Here is an 18262-nt window from a genome sequence, read left to right as displayed (position 1 = left end):
GTCCAGCCATGAGCATGAACCTCGACCCACGCCAGCGCGCCATGCTGCGCGAAATGGGGGTGCGTGTCTGGCAGCCGCTGGCGCCGGTTGCCGAAATCCAGGTTGCTACTGAAGTCATAGCTGCTCATGCAGGCACAGCAAGCGCAAACAGCCAGTTTGATCAACATTTTGAGGAAAAAAAGGTCGTTGCCGCTCCCGTTGCGCCCGCCGTGCCCATCGTCAGGCGCGAGGCGGCGCCGGCCCGGCCCGCCAGCCCGCCACCGCTTGCGCCGAATCCTGCTGCGCCTTCCGAAGCCGCCCCTGCCGCCGGCGCGCAGCCCTGCTGGCGCGTCGGCCAGGCGCAACTGCTGTATGCCGAAACCGCGAAGGCCGGCGGCGCGCGCTGGCTGGTGCTGGCCCAGAGCCCGCCGGCCGCGCTGCAGGCGCCGGTGTTTGAGGGCGATGCCGGCCGCCTGTTAGATAACATGCTGCGCGCCGCCCGGCTGGACCGGGACGCCGGCGCGGTGCTGTTCGCGCCGCTGGTGCGCCAGGCCGTCTCGGGCGCGATGGACGAGTTGGCGGCCGCGCTGCTGGCGCTGGTCGAGCAGGCGCGGCCCGACGTGGTGCTGGTCATGGGCCGGCTGGCCGCGCAGGCCCTGCTGCAGTCCAGCGAGCCCTTCGGCAAGCTGCGCGGCCGGCCGCATGCGCTGCATGGCCGGCCTACCGTCGTCACCCATGACGCGCCCTATCTGCTGCGCTGCCCGCAGGACAAGGCCAAGGCCTGGGACGATTTGTGCCTGGCCATGGGCTTGGCGGCGCGCGGCGCCTGAAGGCGGGCTTCTTACAATACCGGCATGACTTTTATCGACATGCTCGGCGCCGCAGAACGCCAGAACCACTCCATGCTGTGCGTCGGCCTGGACCCGGAACCCGCCCGCTTTCCCGGCCGGCTTGCGGGCGATGCCAGCAAAATCTACGATTTCTGCGCCGCCATCGTCGATGCGACCGCCGACCTGGTGATCGCCTTCAAGCCGCAGATCGCCTACTTCGCCGCCCATCGCGCCGAGGACCAGCTGGAACGCCTGATGGCGCACATGCGCCGCGTCGCGCCGCAGGTTCCCGTCATCCTCGACGCCAAGCGCGGCGATATCGGCAGCACCGCCGAGCAGTACGCCATTGAGGCCTTCGAGCGCTACGGCGCCGATGCGGTGACGCTGTCGCCCTTCATGGGCTTTGATTCGGTCGCGCCTTATTTGAAGTACCACGGCAAGGGCTCTTTCTTGCTGTGCCGCACCTCCAACCCGGGCGGCGACGACCTGCAGAACCAGCGCCTGGCGTCGGTGGACGGCCAGCCGCTGCTGTATGAACATATCGCCCGCCTGGCGCAAGGCCCGTGGAACCTCAACGGCCAGCTCGGGCTGGTGGTCGGCGCGACCTATCCGGCCGAGATCGAGCGCGTGCGGGCGGTGGCGCCGACGCTGCCCCTCTTGATTCCCGGCGTGGGCGCGCAGGGCGGCGATGCGGCGGCCACGGTGCGCGCCGGCTGGCGGCCGGGCGCGCCGATCATCGTCAACTCGTCGCGGGCGATTATTTATGCCTCGTCAGGCGATGATTTTGCCGACGCGGCGCGGCGCGAGGCGCTCAGGACGCGCGACGTGCTGCAGGCTGCGCGCGCCGATTCGCTGCGCGTGGCCACGCCCTGATCCGCCTCGCCCAGCGCCAGCATGCCGGCGGCCAGTGCTTGGCGCAGGCTTGGCGCTGTCAGTCAGTTCCGTCCAGCCTCAGGCGTGCCGTGAACCTGACCTGCCGGGTGTTGCCTGCCCGCACCGCCCAGTGTGTCCCCCGGTCCAAGACCGTGGCGCTGCCGTCGGCGCTGACCGGCAGGTAGGCATAGCGCGTTTTGGGCAACAGCCAGACCATCTCATTCAGGCTGGCGGGGTGGCTGGCTTCGAACCCGGACACACCGGCGGACTCGCGCCGCTCCGTCCACTGGACTTCCCGGCGGGCGGTCATGAAATCGGCCAGTCGCGGCATGGTGTACCACCTGAAATTTTCCTGGCCCCTGGATTTGGCATAGGCGAGCAGGTTCTGCAAGACATCGGGCCAGACATTGGCGCCGTTGGGGTGCATGTAGATCATGCGTGTGGTGCGCTGGCTGATGGTGAAGTCCACCAGGTCGCGGTACCAGTCAATGACCTCCTGCCTGGGCACCTTGTTGGTCTGGAACTCCTCGAAGGTGGCATATTTGCCCGCCGGCGTCACGGGAAAAACCCATATCCTGGGGTTGAGCAGCTGGCCGTCACGGTACTGCCGGGTCGGGCCCAGCCCGGTGTGCCCGGCAAAATAAACGCCCACCACGCCCTGCTGCTCCAGGTAGTCCATGGCCCAGGTGGGGTTGTTGCCTACCGGCGGCGAATACTGCCGCACCAGCTGCCCCAGATGGCCGTCGGCCAGCGCCTCCAGCTTGTGTGCTGCCGGCAACAGGGCCGGGGGCGCGGCGGTAGCCGGCGTGTTCAGGCCCAGGTAAGGCCGCAGGGGATGGCTGACCGCGCGCCGGATCGACTCCAGGTTCTTTTCCAGGTAGGGCAGGAAGGTGCCCTGGTTGGTGTCGCTGGCGTTCAGCCCGTAATAGTCGTGGTTCCAGCCGCCATGGCTGCCGATGGCGTGCCCCTTGCGCGCAAAGCGCCACAGGATGTCCTGCGCCACCTTGTTGTTGTCCAGGTTCCAGCCCTTGCCGTCGCCAATGGTGACCGCGTCGGGTCCGGCGGTCATGTCGATGGAAAACGGCCCGTCGTCGAAGACGCCGAGTTTTTCCAGCGTCAGCGTCGGCTGCTGGGCGGTGAAGGAGTCCAGATGCCAGTTCAGCGTGAGGCCGGGTATGCCCTGGGGCACGGACGACAGGTGCGCGAGCTGCAGCACGTTGTAGCCGAAGTAGTGCAAAAAGCCGTGCATCGGCTGGGCGTCGGTGCGCACCACCTTGAGATAGGTCAGCGGCAGGTTGACGAACAGCACCTGGCCACGGCCCAGCTGGTTCAGCCCGGCCACCAGGCCGGCCTGCGGCGATGTCGCCAGGGTCTTGCCCTTGAAGGCGCCGCCCGTGACAAAGCTGGAGTAAACCAGGTTTCCGAGCAGGTAGCCGCTGTAGGTATCGAGCACGTCCACCGGCGCGGCCGCGCTGCGCAGCATGCCGCCAGGCGGCAGTGGCAGGGCGCTTTCAGGCCGCAAGGCAGGCGCGGGCTCCGGCACGGACTCGCCTTGCGCCCGGCCGGCCGGGACATAGGCGATGGATTTGCCCGGGGGAACCTGCAACTGGCGCATGGTGCTGCGCATCGCCGTGACCGGCCCGACGACGGTGCTTTTTTCACGCAAGTCGTCATACAGCGCGTAATCCACGCCCGCCAGGTCGCTGAGCCGCGATGTCGGAATGGCATAGATCGGCTTTTGCTGGCTGTTCAGCGTGAAGATGCCAAAGTCGTACACCAGCATGGTGTTCCCGCCTGCGGTGGTGTAGTCGCGCAGGGCCTGCACCAGTTCGTTGCTGGCGATGGCATGCAGCTGGTCGGGAAGCACCAGGCCGGCATATTTCAGGGCATCGGCGCCCAGCGCCAGGAATTGCCGGTCCGTCACGGCCTGCATGCGCAAGCCCTCTTCCGAGGCCGCGTCCATCCAGGCCGTGACTTGCGCATGCGCCAGGGATTGACCTTCAGGCACCAGCAGAAGCAGCAGGCCGGGGTCAACGCCGCCCTCCAGCGCTAGCGGGGCAATGGGCTTGCAGGACGAAGCCGGCCCGGTGCCCGCGCCGACACACGCACTGCGATCAACGCAGCCTGACAGGCTGGCTGCCAGCAGCATTAAAAAGCAGAGCCGAAGGCCGTGGGCCGACAGTGAACGAAACGGTGAACATGGAATTTTTTGCATCGTAAAGACAGGGTGCTGTCGTCTCCACAGACGCTCCGTGAACATCTTAAATAGCCGGGCGTGTCTGCCAGACGTGATGACACATGGCTTTACAGGTTAAACCTGCGGGTACAGCATTTGTGTGTACCTTGAATGCGCGATTGAAGTGCCTCCAGGCCGCGCCCGCTCAGGGCTTCAGGCTTGATCAGCCACCGAGCTGCCCGGTCCGCGCGGCGTCCAGATGCGCCTTGACGCGTTGCGCCAGCGCCATGTCGCCGGGCGTTTCAGGATTCCAGGCTTCGACGGGAATGGTTTTGCCATCGGCATCGACGGCCACGAAGACCACCAGGCAGTCGGTGACGACGTTCATCTGGCCGGTCTTGATGTCGCCGCTGCGCACCTCGACCGCAATGTTCATGCTGCTGCGGCCGGTGTAGGCCAGGCGCGCCTCGACTTCGACCAGGTCGCCGATCAGGATCGGGCGCTGAAAGCGGATGCTGCCCACCGACACCGTCACGCAGGAGCGTTTGGCCCAGCGCGTGGCGCAGGCGTAGCCCGCCTCGTCGATCCATTTCATGACGGTGCCGCCATGCACCTTGCCGCCAAAGTTGACGGTGCTGGGTTCAGCGAGAAAGCGCAGGGTGATGGAGGACATGGGAGTTTTCGCAAGAGGTTGAAGGAGAGGGCTCAGGGGCGCTGCCAGACCTGGCCGGCGACGCGCAGCATATTGTTACCCATGACGCCGGCGGCTTCAGCCGCGTTCATGCCGACCTTTTGCAGCGCCTTGGGCAACAGCCGCCAGGTTTCGACCGGCGTGTAGGTGATGCTGCCCAGCGCCCCCTGGTAGCCTGCGGCAGCGGGCCACCAGTAGGCCGGGTCGTGATGGCCCGGCGGGTTGTCGTCGAGTCCGGGCTGGCCAAAGCCGATGTCCAGCCCGATGCCGGCATGCTGCGCGCCGACCAGATCGGCCACGTAGGCCGCGTGGCGCGCCACATCCATGGCCGTGGGCGTGCCGGTGCCCAGAAACGCCGACACGCCAGAGATGCAGACCACGCCGCCCGTGGCCGCGCAGGCCCTGATCTGCTCGTCGCTGACATTGCGCCCGTGCGGGATGAGCGCCAGCGGGTTGGCGTGGCTGAAGATCACCGGCTGGCTGGAGGCGGCCATGATGTCCAGGCTGCAGCGCCGGCCGGTGTGCGAGCAGTCCATCAGCACGCCGGCCCGGTTGACCGCCTCGACCATGCGCCGGCCCAGCGGCGTGAGGCCGCGCTCCACGTCATGGCAGCCGTCGGCGACCGGGTTGTTGCGGTTGTAGGCGAAGTGGATCTGGCGCACGCCCAGGTCGCGGTACAGCGCCACCATGTCGGGCTGGCCCAGCAGTGGCAGCGCGCCTTCGAGGTCGAAGCCGACAGCCAGCGCGCCATTCGCCGCCGCCTGTTCGATTTCCGCCACGCTGGTCACCAGCCGGAAACGCTCGGGATGGGCCGCAATCCGGGCGCGATAAGCCGCCAGCACCGACAGGATTTGCGTCACCGGGTTCATGTCCATGCCGACATTGACCGACACGTAATGCACGCCGGCATCGCGCAGCCGGTCCAGCGGCGAAAAGTCGGCGTCGGGATGCAGCGGCAGGCAGGCGTGGGCTTCCCAATTTATGGCTTTGGCGGAGTGAATCGGCAATGATCGGGTATGCATGAATCGCTTCGAGGGGGCTGAGTCGTTACGCGTTCAGAACGCTTTGACCACGCTGAATCGCAGCATGTTGCCCTTGGCCTCGGCCTTGCTGCCTCCTTCCACGCTGAACTCTTTGTAGGCAGCGCCCTTCAGGAACATGCCTGCGCCGGGAACGGGGTAAACCAGTTCTGCACCCACGGCATGACGTGAGGATTTGTCGCTGGTGGCCCCCATGCCACTGTCCTGGCTGAGCTGCCACTGGCTGTAGCCCACCACGCCGACCTGCACCGTGCCCAAATTCTTGCCCACGCCCCATTCCAGCGACAACTGGTTGCCGGCACGCAGGCCTGCGTCGTTTTTGCCGTGGCGTTCAAAGCGGAACAGTGCCGACCCCGACACCGACTTGGCGCTGTCGAAGTAGTAGGTCACCCCGCCGGTCAGCATGGTGGACTTGTAGCCCTTGCCGGGGGCGGCAGGGCCGTTGGTGCTGCCCGAGTCCAGCCACATGCCGGCAGCGGCCACTGCGTCCCATTGCGGGCCATGCCAGCCCAGCACCAGCGGGCCGAGGTACACATCGCCCACGCCGCTCTGGCTGTCGTCAATGCCGGCGGCACCGATGCTCAGCGAGGTGCGCACCACCGGCAAGATCATCTCGTAGCCGTAGTCCGCGCCCAGCACTTGGGTGGGCGTGACCTTGACAAAGCGGTTGGCCAGGGCGGTGACGGTGCCGGTGTTGCTGCCGGGCAGGTTGGCGGTTGTGCCGGGCACGCGAAAGCTGTTGATGTCGTACTGGACAAGGTAGCCGAGGTAGTAGTTGCCGGGCGGCGGTACGCTGGAGCCCTGCATGCCCTCCACGCCGGTGACGTAATGTCCCTCTGCCTGGGCGACTGTGCCGGCCAGCGCAGCCAGCAGGGCCACGGTGGTGGCCATCGATTGTTGATAGACGTTCATTGTGTGTAAGTGATTGGGCTGCGTGCTGCTCAGATACGGATGCCGGACTTGCCCGGAGACAAAATGCCGTTCGGGTCCAGCGCGCGCTTGATCTTGCGCTCCACGTCACGCTTGACCGGGCCATAGCTGTTGGCCACGCGTTCCTGAAAGGCGGTGTTGACGCGGTACACGGCGTAACCTTCTTTTTCAAACTCGTCGAGCAATTCGTTGAAGCAGGCGTTGGCGCGCCTGGTTTCTTCTTCGCTGGTGCGGTCGAACAAAACGTCGATCACATGGTGCATGTCGCGCCAGCCGACGATGAATTCGCCCACGTAGTCCAGGCCGTGCTTGTTCAGGATGGTCTTGGCCAGCTTGACTTGCTTCTCGCATTCGCCGCCGCGCGCCTGGCTGACCGGGGCAAACCACATCGAGCCGCCGCCCCCGCGCCAGTTGTACAGGCCGAATTCCTGCAGGTTGGGCACGCCCGACATCAATTGCGCACGGTACTTGAAAGGCTGGCGGTCGCCGGCTTCTTCCTGCGTGATGAGCGTGCCCTTGCCAGAGCGCTTGATGGTCTCGGTGATGATTTTCCAGTTCACTTCAACCTGCTCCGCAGAGCCATACAGCGCGGCGTACACGTTCCAGGCGCCCAGGTGCTTGTCCTTCTGGATTTGCTTGAGCACCGCGTCCGGCGTGTGCCCTGGCGTGGTGAGGTAGTCGGAGCGACGGGTGTTGCAGGTGGAAGCTTCCCACAGCACACCCGCAATCACCACCGCGTTCGGGATGATCTGGGCGATGCGCAGCGGGCGCAGCAGTTCCACGATTTCACCGATATCGGCTTCGTTTTCATACTGGATCTCGAACGGCTTGAACACCGGTGGCTTGGGCATGAGCCAGAAACCCATCTTGGTGCAAATGCCGTAGTTGGACTGGGTGAACATGCCGTCCAGCGTTGGGCCGTAACCCCACTTGAAAACCTGCCAAGCCTTGTCGCCCTTGACCCCGCCCATGCCGGTGCGCAGCACGTCGCCGTTGGCCATCACGACTTCCATGCCGCACTGCATCAGGAAGTGTTCGCCGTAGGGGGTGTAGCCCACGCCGCGATCCATGGTGTTGCCCAGCGGGCCGGCAATCGCTGACGGTGCGGGGAACGACAGCATCAGCGGCAGTTTGTTCTCTTCGATGTAGTCGTAGAGCATCTGATAAGTCACGCCCGGCTCGACCAGCGCGGTGCACAACTCGGGATCAATGTGGATGATCTTGTTCATCTTCTTCAGATCCAGCACGATCTGGCCGCGCTCGACGGGTGCGGCAGAGCCGTAGCCGAAGTTGCGTCCGGTGGAAATGGTCCAGACCGGAATCTTGTATTCGTTGCAGACCTTGAGGACCGCTTGCACATCTTCCACGCTGGTGGCCATGATCACGGCGGACGGGTGGTGTTTGGCCGTTTCCACGGCCATCATCACTTTGGTGTAGGGGGCCAGGTGCTCAGCCGAGGTGAGCACATGATCGGCGCCCACGGCAGCGGTGAATTTCTTGATGGCCGCATCAAAGCGGTTTTCGCTCACGCCCTTGGGCAGGGCCAGGTATTTACTTTTGGTCATGGTTGGTTCCGGTTCAGATCACGCAGCTCAAAGAAACGTAGGCGGTGCCCTGGGCACTGGTGGGCGTGTTGGGCGCAACGCTGGTTGCGGCCAGCGACTGGCCCAGGGCCTGCGCCCATTGCGCGGCACCCGCGTCCTGGCCGACACGGTGGTGCTGCATGGAAAGCACGCGGCCACCGGCTGAGCGCACCAGGTCGATGACCAGCGTGGCCGAGGCGTCGTCAATCAGGCCGACCAGCAGGGTGGCGCTGTCGTCGTTGAGCAGGCTGTTCAGGCTGGCGAAGGTGGCCGCATCCAGTCCCTGCAGGGGCTGGGCCGACAGGCTTTGCCCGCCTGGTGCTTTCACGGCCTGCTGCACGCCAGCCATGAAGGCGGCGTCCAGTGCCGAGCCGCTGACCAGCGCCGTCACATTGCGCAATGCATCGCTGGCCAGGGCTTTGCCCTGTGTGCTCGGCGAGGGCCTGGCTTGTGCCCAGGGCATGCTCGCCATCACGAAGCCGGCCGCAGCCAGGCCTTTCAAAATCGAGCGTCGATTCGTAGTCATCAAGGTCTCCTGGTTATGGTTTTTTGGGGGCAGGCGACTTGGACACGTAGGCCGCCAGGTCTTGCAGCGTTGCATCATCGATGTCGGACAGGCGAAACGCGGGCATGGCGTTGTTGCCGTGCCGGGCTATCGTGGTGATGGCGATCTCCGGCAAGCCGCGGCCCAGGATGACCGGGCCGGTGCCCGCTTCGTGGCATTTGGCGCAGACCTTTTGGTAAAAGCGCTGGCCTTCGCTGATTTTGAGAGTGTCCTGCGCCCAGCCGCTGGACGCGTTGCCTGCCAGCAAGACCAGCGCGGCCGCCAGGCCTGCCGATTTTTTGAGAGTGTGTTTCAAAGCTCTATCTCCTTGTGTAATTGTTGGGGGACTGACACTTAAAACGGATAGTGACGCGGCGTGGTTTGCACCGTGATCCAGCGCAACTCGGTGAAGGCGTCGATGCCGGCCTTGCCGCCGAAGTGGCCGTAGCCGGAGTTCTTCACGCCGCCAAACGGCATTTGCGCTTCGTCATGCACGGTCGGGCCATTGATGTGGCAAATGCCAGCCTCAATGCGCGAAGCGACTTGCCAGGCGCGTGCAATGTCGCGGCCAAACACCGCCGATGCCAGGCCAAACTCGTTGTCGTTGGCGGTGGCAATGGCTGCTTCCACGCCCTTGACGCGCACGATGGCCTTGACCGGCGCGAACGATTCCTGGCGGAAGATCAGCATGTCGGGCGTGACATGGTCCAGCAGTGTGGCCGGCATCAGCGTGTTCTGCGCCTTGCCCCCGCAGAGCAGTTGGGCGCCCTTGGCCAGTGCATCGTCGATCAGCGCGTTGCAGCGCGTCACGGTGTTCATGTCCACCACCGAGCCCAGCACCACCGGGCCTTTGCGCGGATCGCCCAGCGGCAGGCTCTGCGCCTTGGCCGTGAACTTGGCCACGAATTCATCGGCCACTGTTTCATCGACCACGATGCGCTCGGTGGACATGCAGATCTGGCCCGAATTGGCAAAGGCTCCGAAGGCGGCGGCCGCCACAGCCGCGTCGACGTCGGCGTCGTCCAGAATCACCATTGGCGCCTTGCCGCCCAGCTCCAGAACCACCGGCTTGAGGTACTTGGCGCAGGTTTGCGCAATGATCTTGCCGACGTGGGTGGAGCCGGTGAAGTTCACGCGGCGCACCGCCGGGTGCGCCACCATGGCCTCCACCACGGCGCCGGCATCGGCCGGTGCATTGGTGATGAAGTTCATCACGCCTGGCGGCAGACCGGCATCTTGCAGCGCCTCGATGATCAGGCCATGCGTCGCCGGGCACAGTTCCGAGCCTTTAAGCACCACGGTGTTGCCGCAGGCCAGCGGCGTGGCAATGGCGCGCACCGCCAGAATCACCGGCGCATTCCAGGGGGCGATGCCCAGCACCACGCCGGCTGGCTGGCGCACCGCCATGGCCAGGCTGCCCGGCACATCGGACGGAATCACTTCGCCATTGATGTGCGTGGTCAGCGAGGCGGCTTCCAGCAGCATGCCAGCGGCCAGGTGCACGTTGAAGCCGGCCCACATGCCTGAGGCGCCGGTTTCGCCTGCCATCGCCGCCGCAAAGGCCTCGCCTTTGGCTTCAAGTGCCTGCGCGGCCTTCATCAGCAGTGCCCGGCGCTCGCCAGGCCCCATGGCCGCCCAGGCCGGGAAGGCCCTGGACGCCGCTTCAACCGCCGCAACAGCGTCGGCTGCCGTGGCCGCCGGCGCGCGTGTGGCCACAGTCTGGTCCAGTGGGTTGCGGCGCTCAAAGGTGGCGCCGTTGGAAGCAGTGCGGTGTTCGCCGCCAATCAGCATCTGGATATCGTTCATGTCATCGTCCCCGGAAAATTTGTACACCGATTTATTCTAGGAATGGCATGGGTTGCCGGCTTTTCCAGCAGGGCAATTCCTCGATGACCGAATGCGCACGGAGTATGGGGTTTACCCTTATCTGCAAGGCTGGGGTTTTCCCGGTATTCAGGTTTCGGCGTGGGCCGCACATAATTCCATCCATGCCCAATAGCCAGATTCTCAGCACGGATGACCTTGCCAGCACAGAGCGTGCGCTGGCCTGGGAGCACTGGATGTCGGGGCTTTTTGGCGGACTGGACTCCGACCTGTATGGCGATAGCGTGTTTGATGGACATATTGCCACTTCGCATGCCGGTGACGTGGTGATGACCCGGCTGGAGGCCAATCGGCACCGCGTCATGCGCAGTCCCGGCCTGGCGCGGACCAGCGACATGAGTTACCTGAAGATCATCGCGCCCTGGCAAGGCAACGCCGCGCTGGAGCAGCAGGGCCGGCAAACCTGGGTGCGTCCCGGCGGCTGGGCGATTTATGACACGACCGGCAGCTACGAAGTGGCCAACCCCGAACGCTCCCTGCACCTGATCGTGATGCTGCCCAGGGAGCAACTGACCGAGCGCGGCTTGCGCATCGATGCGCTGATGGGACGGCTCGTAGGCGGCAGCAGCGGCATTTCGCGCGTGGCGCTGGAAACGATGCGCAGCATTTTTCAGGAACTGCCCCTCATGACGCCCGAGGCGGCCCGGGGTGCTGGCGATCTGGTGATTGATCTGGTGCGTTTGTCGCTACAGGAGCTGGCCGGCCGGACCACCGCCACGACGCAGCAGGAGGCTTTGAAGGATCGCATCCGCGACTTCATTGGCCAGCACCTGCGCGACCCGGACCTGTCGCTGGACCGCATTGCCCAGGTGCTCAACTGCAGCAAGCGGCATCTGCACAATGCCTTTGCCGATGAAGAAGACACGCTGGGCCATTACATCTTGCGCCGGCGGCTGCAGGCCTGCATGCGGGATTTGAAGAACCCGGTACACCTGCCGCGCACCATCACCGACATTGCGTTTTCCTGGGGCTTCAATAACGGAACGCACTTCAGTCGCGTGTTTCGCGAACACGCCGGGCTGTCACCCAGCGAATTCAGGCGGGCGGCGCTGTTGAAAGAAGAGGTCATCCCGGCCCCCCTGCCCATTCCTGGCCGGATGCACTGGAAACAAAAAAATCAGCTCTGAAAGTGGCATTAGCGCAATGAATACGGGCGCCATAAGCTATGGAATCAGTAGCGTTTTGGTCGTCGCGGGGCGGCCGGCGCCAGCTCTTTAAACCACAGCTTCCTTGCGCTGAAAGCCCGACGAGGCCTGCATCAGGCTCAGCGTGTACGGGTCGGCCACGCGGCGGGCCGCCAGGTCGCTCGACGCCAGCAGTTCGACCGTCTGGCCGCGCTGCATCACCATCAGCCGCTCGCACAGGTGCGTGACCACCGCCAGGTCGTGGCTGACCATGATGAAGGTCAGGTTTCGGCGCCGCCGCAGGTCTTCGAGCAGGTTCAGCACTTCGGCCTGCACCGACGCATCGAGCGCCGAAGTCGGCTCGTCGAGCAGCAACACCTGCGGCTCCAGGATCAGGGCGCGGGCAATCGCGATGCGCTGGCGCTGCCCGCCCGACAGCTGGTGCGGGTAGCGAAAGCGAAAGCCCGTTCCCAGGCCGACTTCATCGAGCGCGCGTTCGATGCGCGTTTCCGCGTCCCTGATGCCATGAATCGCCAGCGGCTCGGCCAGCAGCCGGTCCACCGTCTGGCGCGGGTGCAGCGAGCCGTAGGGGTCCTGGAACACCATCTGCACGCGGCGCCGGAAGGCCTTGCTGCCGGGCGCAGGGTTTTCATCGCCGCCGACAAGCTGCACCGTGCCCGATTCCCTGGGCGCCAGGCCGCAGATGGCGCGCAGCACCGTCGATTTGCCCGAGCCCGACTCACCGACGATGCCGAAGCTCTCGCCCGGCGCGACGCGAAACGAGGTGTCGGCCACGGCCACAAAGCCGTCAAAACTGACGCGCAGGCCGCTGACTTCCAGCCCTAAAGCATGGTTTGCGCTCATAAAGCCCACTCCGGCCGCCGGTCCAGCGTCGCCAGCGGGTGCGTGGACGCGCCCAGCTGCGGCAAACAGGCCATCAGCCCGCGCGTGTACGGATGCCGGGCATGCGCGAGGCCGCCCGCCGCCAGTTCCTCGACCACCCGGCCGGCGTACATCACCAGGATGCGGTCGCAAAACGACGACACCAGCCGCAGGTCGTGCGACACCAGGATCAGGCCCATGCCGCGCTCGGCCACCAGCGCGTCGAGGATGGACAGCACCTGCAGCTGCACCGTCACGTCCAGCGCCGAGGTCGGCTCGTCGGCAATCAAAATATCCGGTTCGGCAATCAGCATCATCGCGATCATCGCGCGCTGGCCCATGCCGCCCGAGACCTCGTGCGGATAGAGCTTGCAGACCCGCTCCGGGTCGTCGATGCGCACCGATTCAAGCGCCGCCAGCGCGCGTTTTTTCGCCTCGCGGCCGGACACGCGGGTGTGCGCCTGCAGCGTCTCGACAATCTGCGCGCCTATCGTCATCACCGGGTTGAGCGAGAACTTCGGGTCTTGCAGCACCATGGCGATGCGTCCGCCGCGCAGCGCACGGCGCTGTTTCGGCGGGCAATTCAGCAGATCGACGCCGCTGAATTCGAGCCGCCTGGCGCTGATGCGGCCTTCGGGTGCGGTCAGACCCAAAATGGCGCGGCCGGTCTGCGACTTGCCCGAACCCGATTCGCCGACGATGCCGAGACGTTCGCGGCCCAGCGTGAACGACACGCCGCGCACGGCTTCGACCATGCCGCCGTCGCGGCCCGGAAAGGCCACGCGCAAATCCTCGACGACCAGCAGGGGGGACGCGGTCATTTGGCAGCCTTCGGGTCCAGCGCATCGCGCAGCCCGTCGCCCAGCAAATTGAACGCCAGGCTGACGATGAAAATCGCCGCGCCGGGCGCCGCCGCGACCCACCACTGGTCCAGCACATACAGCCGCCCGTTGGCGATCATCGCGCCCCATTCGGGCATCGGCGGCTGCGCGCCCAGGCCCAGAAATCCCAGCCCCGCCGCCGTCAAGATGATGCCCGCCATGTCCAGCGTCACGCGAACAATCACCGATGAGACGCACAGCGGCATGATGTGGCGCAGCACGATGCGCCATGGCGAGGCGCCCAGCAGCTGCACGGCGGCGATGTAGTCGGTCTGGCGGATCGTCAGCGTTTCGGCCCGCGCCATGCGCGCATAGGGCGGCCAGGAGGTGATGGCAATCGCGATCACCGCGTTCTCGATGCCGGGGCCGAGCGCGGCGACGAAGGCCAGCGCCAGGATCAAACGCGGAAATGCCAGGAAAATGTCGGTGATGCGCATCAGCGCCGCATCGACCAGCCCGCCCGCATAACCGGCCACGGTGCCGACCAGCAGCCCGATGGGCGCGGCCAGCACGGCGACCAGCACCACCACGAACAGCGTGATGCGCGAGCCGTGGATCAGCCGCGACAAGATGTCGCGGCCCTGGTCGTCGGTGCCCATCCAGTGCGCCCACGACGGCGGCAGCAGCCGCGTGGTGCGCAGGTCGCCGATGTAGGCCGAGTAGGGCGCCAGCAGGTCGGCAAAAATCGCCACCAGCACCAGCGCCAGCACGATGAACAGGCCAAGCATGGCCAGCCGGTTGCGCGCAAACGTGCGGCAGCCGCCGTAGGCCCGGCCCAGCGCGGCCTGCCTTCTGGACAGCGGCCGGTCGGACGTGAGCCAACTGTGCAGGCTTTCGGGTTTTGAAAGCGTCGAATCCATCATCGCGTGCGCGTCCTCGGGTCCAGCAGGGTGTAGAGCAGGTCGGACAGCAGATTGAGGCCGATGAAGATCGAGCCCACCACAATCGTGCCGCCCAGCACCGCGTTCATGTCGGCGTTCTGCAGCGAGTTGGTGATGTAGAGGCCCAGCCCCGGCCAGGCAAACACGGTTTCGGTCAGCACCGAGCCTTCGAGCAGCCCGGCGTACGACAGCGCAATCACCGTGACCAGCGGCACCATCGCGTTGCGCAGCGCGTGGCGCCAGATGATGCGCGCTTCCGACAGGCCCTTGGCGCGCGCGGCAATCACGTATTCCTGAGCCAGTTCATTGAGCATGAAGGAGCGCGTCATGCGGCTGATGTAGGCCATGGAAAAGTAGCCCAGCAGCGACGCCGGCAAGATCAAATGCGACAGCGCGTTGCCAAAGGCTTCCCACTCGCCGGCCATCGCCGTGTCCAGCAGCAGCAGGCCGGTGACGGGCACCAGCGTGAATTCATAGGCCACGTCGATGCGCCCCGGCCCGCCGACCCAGCCCAGCTTGGCATAAAACACCAGCAGCGCCATCAGCCCGAGCCAGAAAATCGGCACCGAATATCCGACCAGCCCGATGATGCGAACCACCTGGTCCACCAGCTTGCCGCGCCGCACCGCCGCCCACACGCCCAGCGGCACGCCGAGCCCGGCGCCGAACAGAATCCCCAGGCTGGCCAGCTCCATCGTCGCCGGAAAGGCGCGGCGGATGTCCTGCATCACCGGGTTGGCGGTCAGCACCGAGGTGCCGAAGTCGCCGCTCAGCACCTTGCGCAGGTAGATGTAGAACTGCGTGTAAACCGGCTTGTTCAGTCCCATTTCCTCGCGCGCCCGTGCCACCACATGCGGCGGCGCGTTATCGCCGACCATCGCCAGCACCGGATCGACCGGAATCACGCGGCCGATGAAAAACGTGACCGCGAGCAGCCCCAGGTAGGTGAGCAGAATCACCACCAGAAAGCGCCCGAGGGCGTTCAGGCGGCGAATATGGGCTGACGGGCGGGACGGACGCCGGACAGCCGCCAGCGGCGCCGGACTCAGGGCGAGGGGATCAGGAACTGCCAAGACGGGTGACCTGTTCGTTAGCGCTTGGCTACCTTGAACATGTAGTTGGTGTCAAACGTCGGGCCGAGCTTGAGGCCATCGACATTGCTGCGGTAGGCGGCCACCTCGGTCTGCTGGTACAGCATGATGAAGGGGCTGGTCTTGCGGAACTCGGCCTGCAGCTCTTCATACATCTTCTTGCGCTTGCCCGCGTCGCGCTCCAGCACGGCGGCGTCCGACTTTTTGGTCAGCTCAGGGATAGCCCAGGCGTTGCGCCACGACAGCGGCTTGGCCTTGGCGTCGTCGGCGTTGTCCGGGTTGCGCGTGAAGGTGTCGGCGTTCGAATGCGGATCCCAGTAGTCCGAGCCCCACTGGCCGATGTACATGTCGTGCGTGCGGCCCCGGTATTTGGTCAGCACCTGCTTGCCGTCGCCGGGAATGATCTCGACATCGATGCCGGCCAGCTTGGCGGTCTGCTGGAAGGCTTCGGTGATGCCCTGCACCGGCTGGACGGTGCGCATGTCAATCGTCACCTTGAAGCCCTTGGGCACGCCCGCCTTGGCCAGCAGCGCCTTGGCCTTGGCCACGTCGAGCTTGTACGGATTCTCCTTGCTCGCGCCCAGCAGGCCCAGGGGCAAAAAGTTCTGGTGCACCACGCCGATGTTCTTGATCAGGGTGTCGCCGATGGCCGAATAATCGACCAGCCATTTCAGCGCCTCGCGCACCTCGGGCTTGGCCAGCGTCGGGTTCTTCTGGTTCAGGCTGATGTAGTACACCGTGCCCTTGGGCGCCGAGACGAGCTTGATGTCCTTGTTGGCCGACAGCGCGGCAATGTCCTGCGGGCTCAGGTTGCGGGCGATGTCGATGTCGCCTTTTTCGAGCAGCAGGCGCTGCGTGGCCGCTTCCTTCACATGGCGGTAGATCACGCGGGCCAGCTTGGGTTTGTCGCCGTAGTGGTTGTCATTGCGCTCCAGCGCCACGATCTCGTTGGCGCGCCATTCGCGCAGCTTCAAAGGGCCGGAGCCGGCGTAATTGGTTTTCAGCCAGGCGTAGCCCCAGTCGCCGTTCTGCTCCTTGGACATCACCAGCTTCTTGTCAACAATGGCGCCGATGTTGGCGGTCAGGCAGTTGAGCACGAAGGTCGGCGCATACGCCTTGTCGGTTTCAATCGTGACCGTCAGTGGGCCGGCCGCCTTGATCTTGTCCTTGACGTTGTCCTTGCTGAAGCCAAACTGCGTCAGGATGAAGGCCGGCGACTTGTCCAGTGTGACGGCGCGGTGCAGCGAATACGCCACCTCGTCGGCTGTCAGCGCATTGCCTGAGGCAAACTTCAGCCCGGGTTTCAGCTCGAAGGTGTAGGTCTTGCCGTCGGGCGACACAGTCCAGGATTTGGCCACGTCGCCGACCAGCCTGGACGGGTCGTTGATGTCGAGCCGCACCAGCCGGTCATAGGTGTTGCCCATGATCTCGCCGGCCGACAGCTCGAAGGCCTCGGCCGGGTCCATCGTGATGATGTCGTCAAAGGCAAAGGCGACCACCAGCGTGTCCTTGGGCGTGGCGGCCAGCGCGCCCGCGCCGTGGCACAGCAGCAGGGCGGCCGTGGCGCTGGCGCACAGCACGCGGCGGGAAAATGACGGTAAGGACGCAGAGAGGGAATTCAGTGTTGCCAAGATGGTTTCCTTGAGGTGAGTCTGTGCGAGTTGCCTGTGGCCTTGCACGCATGAAGCATGCCTGTATCCGCCGTTCATTCTGCCGCTTTTGCGGGGGCTGCACGCAATGAATTTGCGGCGCGCCAGCAGCTGCGTCAATGCGTGATTACCTTGGTTTCCCGCACATGAGTGCAACTGGGTGATGCGGAATTATGAAGGCTGAATTGGTGCTATTAAAAGCATAGCTGTTTATGCCCGCCAGCTGTGCGCAAAAGCCCTGAATCTTCTGAATTTCATGCCGCACGGCCTCACGCCACGGCCAGCGCCGGTTTTTCTTCCCTGGTGACCAGCCAGATGCCCAGGCACACCAGCAGCAGCGCCACGCCGTTTTTCCACTCCAGGATGCGTTCGTCCAAGAACAGCGCCGACAGCATGGTGCCGAACACCGGAACCATGAAGTTGAACACCGTCACCATGCTGACCCGGTTGTACTTGAGCAAAATCGTCCAGAGCGCAAACGCGGCGGACGACAGCACCACCAGGTAAGCCAGCAGGGCGGCCGATTTGACGGTGAAGCCGCTCAGCGTGCCGCCGGCGGCAAAGCCGAGCAGCAGCAGCGCCAGCCCGCCAATCGCCAGCTGGTAGCCGGTCAGCACCACCGAATCGACCTGCTGCGACACCTTCTTGCCGTAGATGCTGGCCGCTGACAGCACGAAGGCGGCGATCACGATGAAGCCCTCGCCCCGCAGCGCGACATCAAAGCTCAGCAGGCCCGCGCTGAAGTTGACCACCATCACGCCGGCAAATCCGATGAGGCAGCCCAGCGCCTTGTTGGCGCTGAGCCGGTCATTTTTATAAATCCAGTGGGCCAGCAGCACGCTGAAAAAAGTGCCAGTGGCGTTCATGATCGAGCTTTTCACCCCAGTGGCATACGCCAGGCCGATGTAGAAAAACACGTATTGCAGGCTGGTCTGGGTCAGGCCCAGCAGCGCCGCCTGGCCCAGCGTGCGCCGCTCCAGCCGCAGCGTCTTCTTGCCGATGGCGGCAATCGCCAGCAGCACCAGGCCGGCAAACAGGAAGCGGTAACCGGCAAACACCAGCTTGGATGGAATATCGCCGGCCGCGATGTTGAACAGCGCATAGCCGTTCTTGATCGCCGGGTAGGCGCTGCCCCAGAGCAGGCAGCACAGCGAGGCAACGAGGAAAACCACCTTGCGGCGGGTGAAAATGGAAGTGCTGTTCACAACAGAAACCTTTGGAATC

The 18262-nt window shown here is 65.0% G+C and carries 17 protein-coding genes; 3 read left to right on the top strand and 14 right to left on the bottom strand.

What is annotated here, in order from left to right; genetic code table 11:
• Positions 1-8: 8 nt before the first annotated feature.
• A complete protein-coding gene (locus PNAP_RS19205) occupies positions 9-809 on the top strand; it encodes a uracil-DNA glycosylase family protein (protein ID WP_011803206.1) in 801 nt (266 codons plus the stop codon).
• A gap of 24 nt (positions 810-833) precedes the next feature.
• Positions 834-1682, top strand: a complete 849-nt coding sequence (pyrF, locus tag PNAP_RS19200; protein WP_011803205.1) for an orotidine-5'-phosphate decarboxylase — start codon at positions 834-836, stop codon at positions 1680-1682.
• 58 nt (positions 1683-1740) lie between these two features.
• On the opposite strand, the gene PNAP_RS25135 is transcribed toward pyrF, so the two are convergent.
• From PNAP_RS25135 to PNAP_RS19160, 8 genes are all read right to left on the bottom strand, one after another.
• Positions 1741-3831, bottom strand: coding sequence for a polysaccharide deacetylase family protein (locus PNAP_RS25135; RefSeq protein ID WP_049763718.1), 2091 nt, complete (start codon positions 3829-3831; stop codon positions 1741-1743).
• A gap of 250 nt (positions 3832-4081) precedes the next feature.
• Positions 4082-4531: an acyl-CoA thioesterase gene (locus PNAP_RS19190; protein ID WP_011803203.1), complete on the bottom strand. Its 450-nt coding sequence runs from the start codon at positions 4529-4531 to the stop codon at positions 4082-4084.
• A gap of 32 nt (positions 4532-4563) precedes the next feature.
• On the bottom strand, positions 4564-5571 hold the full coding sequence (locus PNAP_RS19185; RefSeq protein ID WP_011803202.1) for a dipeptidase: 1008 nt from the start codon (positions 5569-5571) through the stop codon (positions 4564-4566).
• Positions 5572-5604: 33 nt separating this feature from the next.
• Positions 5605-6501: a SphA family protein gene (locus PNAP_RS19180; RefSeq protein ID WP_011803201.1), complete on the bottom strand. Its 897-nt coding sequence runs from the start codon at positions 6499-6501 to the stop codon at positions 5605-5607.
• 29 nt (positions 6502-6530) lie between these two features.
• Positions 6531-8084: an FAD-binding oxidoreductase gene (locus PNAP_RS19175; RefSeq protein WP_011803200.1), complete on the bottom strand. Its 1554-nt coding sequence runs from the start codon at positions 8082-8084 to the stop codon at positions 6531-6533.
• A 13-nt stretch (positions 8085-8097) separates the two neighbouring features.
• Positions 8098-8628, bottom strand: coding sequence for a hypothetical protein (locus PNAP_RS19170; RefSeq protein ID WP_011803199.1), 531 nt, complete (start codon positions 8626-8628; stop codon positions 8098-8100).
• 13 nt (positions 8629-8641) lie between these two features.
• The gene (locus tag PNAP_RS19165) at positions 8642-8962 is read right to left on the bottom strand and encodes a c-type cytochrome (RefSeq protein ID WP_011803198.1); all 321 of its coding nucleotides are present in this window, start codon (positions 8960-8962) and stop codon (positions 8642-8644) included.
• Between the two features lie 38 nt (positions 8963-9000).
• Entirely contained in the window at positions 9001-10452 is a 1452-nt protein-coding gene (locus PNAP_RS19160) for an aldehyde dehydrogenase (protein ID WP_011803197.1), read from the bottom strand.
• Positions 10453-10634: 182 nt separating this feature from the next.
• On the opposite strand from PNAP_RS19160, the gene PNAP_RS19155 reads away from it, so the two are divergent.
• The gene (locus PNAP_RS19155) at positions 10635-11657 is read left to right on the top strand and encodes an AraC-like ligand-binding domain-containing protein (protein WP_011803196.1); all 1023 of its coding nucleotides are present in this window, start codon (positions 10635-10637) and stop codon (positions 11655-11657) included.
• 87 nt (positions 11658-11744) lie between these two features.
• On the opposite strand, the gene PNAP_RS19150 is transcribed toward PNAP_RS19155, so the two are convergent.
• The 6 genes from PNAP_RS19150 to PNAP_RS19125 all read right to left on the bottom strand — a co-directional run bounded on the left by PNAP_RS19150 (position 11745) and on the right by PNAP_RS19125 (position 18243).
• The gene (locus PNAP_RS19150; protein ID WP_011803195.1) at positions 11745-12518 is read right to left on the bottom strand and encodes an ABC transporter ATP-binding protein; all 774 of its coding nucleotides are present in this window, start codon (positions 12516-12518) and stop codon (positions 11745-11747) included.
• The gene (locus PNAP_RS19145; protein WP_011803194.1) at positions 12515-13357 is read right to left on the bottom strand and encodes an ABC transporter ATP-binding protein; all 843 of its coding nucleotides are present in this window, start codon (positions 13355-13357) and stop codon (positions 12515-12517) included. The genes PNAP_RS19150 and PNAP_RS19145 overlap by 4 nt, the downstream gene beginning before the upstream one ends.
• Complete coding sequence (gene nikC, locus PNAP_RS19140; protein WP_011803193.1) at positions 13354-14280, bottom strand: nickel transporter permease; 927 nt, start codon at positions 14278-14280, stop codon at positions 13354-13356. The genes PNAP_RS19145 and nikC overlap by 4 nt, the downstream gene beginning before the upstream one ends.
• Positions 14277-15371, bottom strand: a complete 1095-nt coding sequence (locus PNAP_RS19135) for an ABC transporter permease (protein WP_011803192.1) — start codon at positions 15369-15371, stop codon at positions 14277-14279. The genes nikC and PNAP_RS19135 overlap by 4 nt, the downstream gene beginning before the upstream one ends.
• 17 nt (positions 15372-15388) lie before the next feature.
• Positions 15389-17098 (bottom strand): ABC transporter substrate-binding protein, encoded by a 1710-nt coding sequence (locus PNAP_RS19130; protein ID WP_011803191.1) that lies wholly within the window; start codon positions 17096-17098, stop codon positions 15389-15391.
• Between the two features lie 209 nt (positions 17099-17307).
• A complete protein-coding gene (locus PNAP_RS19125) occupies positions 17308-18243 on the bottom strand; it encodes a DMT family transporter (RefSeq protein ID WP_011803190.1) in 936 nt (311 codons plus the stop codon).
• Positions 18244-18262: the final 19 nt, after the last annotated feature.

The sequence above is a fragment of the Polaromonas naphthalenivorans CJ2 genome, from assembly GCF_000015505.1.
Classification (GTDB): domain Bacteria; phylum Pseudomonadota; class Gammaproteobacteria; order Burkholderiales; family Burkholderiaceae_C; genus Polaromonas; species Polaromonas naphthalenivorans.
The sequence above is the reverse complement of the archived record's forward strand: the minus strand, read 5'-3'. Positions and strand labels throughout refer to the sequence as shown.

Excerpts from the sequence above, each read along its gene's own strand:
- PNAP_RS19205 (WP_011803206.1), top strand. The coding sequence starts at position 9 with ATGAGCATGAACCTCGACCCACGCCAGCGCGCCATGCTGCGCGAAATG.
- pyrF (WP_011803205.1), top strand. The coding sequence starts at position 834 with ATGACTTTTATCGACATGCTCGGCGCCGCAGAACGCCAGAACCACTCC.
- PNAP_RS25135 (WP_049763718.1), bottom strand. The coding sequence starts at position 3,831 with ATGCTGCTGGCAGCCAGCCTGTCAGGCTGCGTTGATCGCAGTGCGTGT.
- PNAP_RS19190 (WP_011803203.1), bottom strand. The coding sequence starts at position 4,531 with ATGTCCTCCATCACCCTGCGCTTTCTCGCTGAACCCAGCACCGTCAAC.
- PNAP_RS19185 (WP_011803202.1), bottom strand. The coding sequence starts at position 5,571 with ATGCATACCCGATCATTGCCGATTCACTCCGCCAAAGCCATAAATTGG.
- PNAP_RS19180 (WP_011803201.1), bottom strand. The coding sequence starts at position 6,501 with ATGAACGTCTATCAACAATCGATGGCCACCACCGTGGCCCTGCTGGCT.
- PNAP_RS19175 (WP_011803200.1), bottom strand. The coding sequence starts at position 8,084 with ATGACCAAAAGTAAATACCTGGCCCTGCCCAAGGGCGTGAGCGAAAAC.
- PNAP_RS19170 (WP_011803199.1), bottom strand. The coding sequence starts at position 8,628 with ATGACTACGAATCGACGCTCGATTTTGAAAGGCCTGGCTGCGGCCGGC.
- PNAP_RS19160 (WP_011803197.1), bottom strand. The coding sequence starts at position 10,452 with ATGAACGATATCCAGATGCTGATTGGCGGCGAACACCGCACTGCTTCC.
- PNAP_RS19155 (WP_011803196.1), top strand. The coding sequence starts at position 10,635 with ATGCCCAATAGCCAGATTCTCAGCACGGATGACCTTGCCAGCACAGAG.
- PNAP_RS19150 (WP_011803195.1), bottom strand. The coding sequence starts at position 12,518 with ATGAGCGCAAACCATGCTTTAGGGCTGGAAGTCAGCGGCCTGCGCGTC.
- PNAP_RS19145 (WP_011803194.1), bottom strand. The coding sequence starts at position 13,357 with ATGACCGCGTCCCCCCTGCTGGTCGTCGAGGATTTGCGCGTGGCCTTT.
- nikC (WP_011803193.1), bottom strand. The coding sequence starts at position 14,280 with ATGATGGATTCGACGCTTTCAAAACCCGAAAGCCTGCACAGTTGGCTC.
- PNAP_RS19130 (WP_011803191.1), bottom strand. The coding sequence starts at position 17,098 with ATGAACGGCGGATACAGGCATGCTTCATGCGTGCAAGGCCACAGGCAA.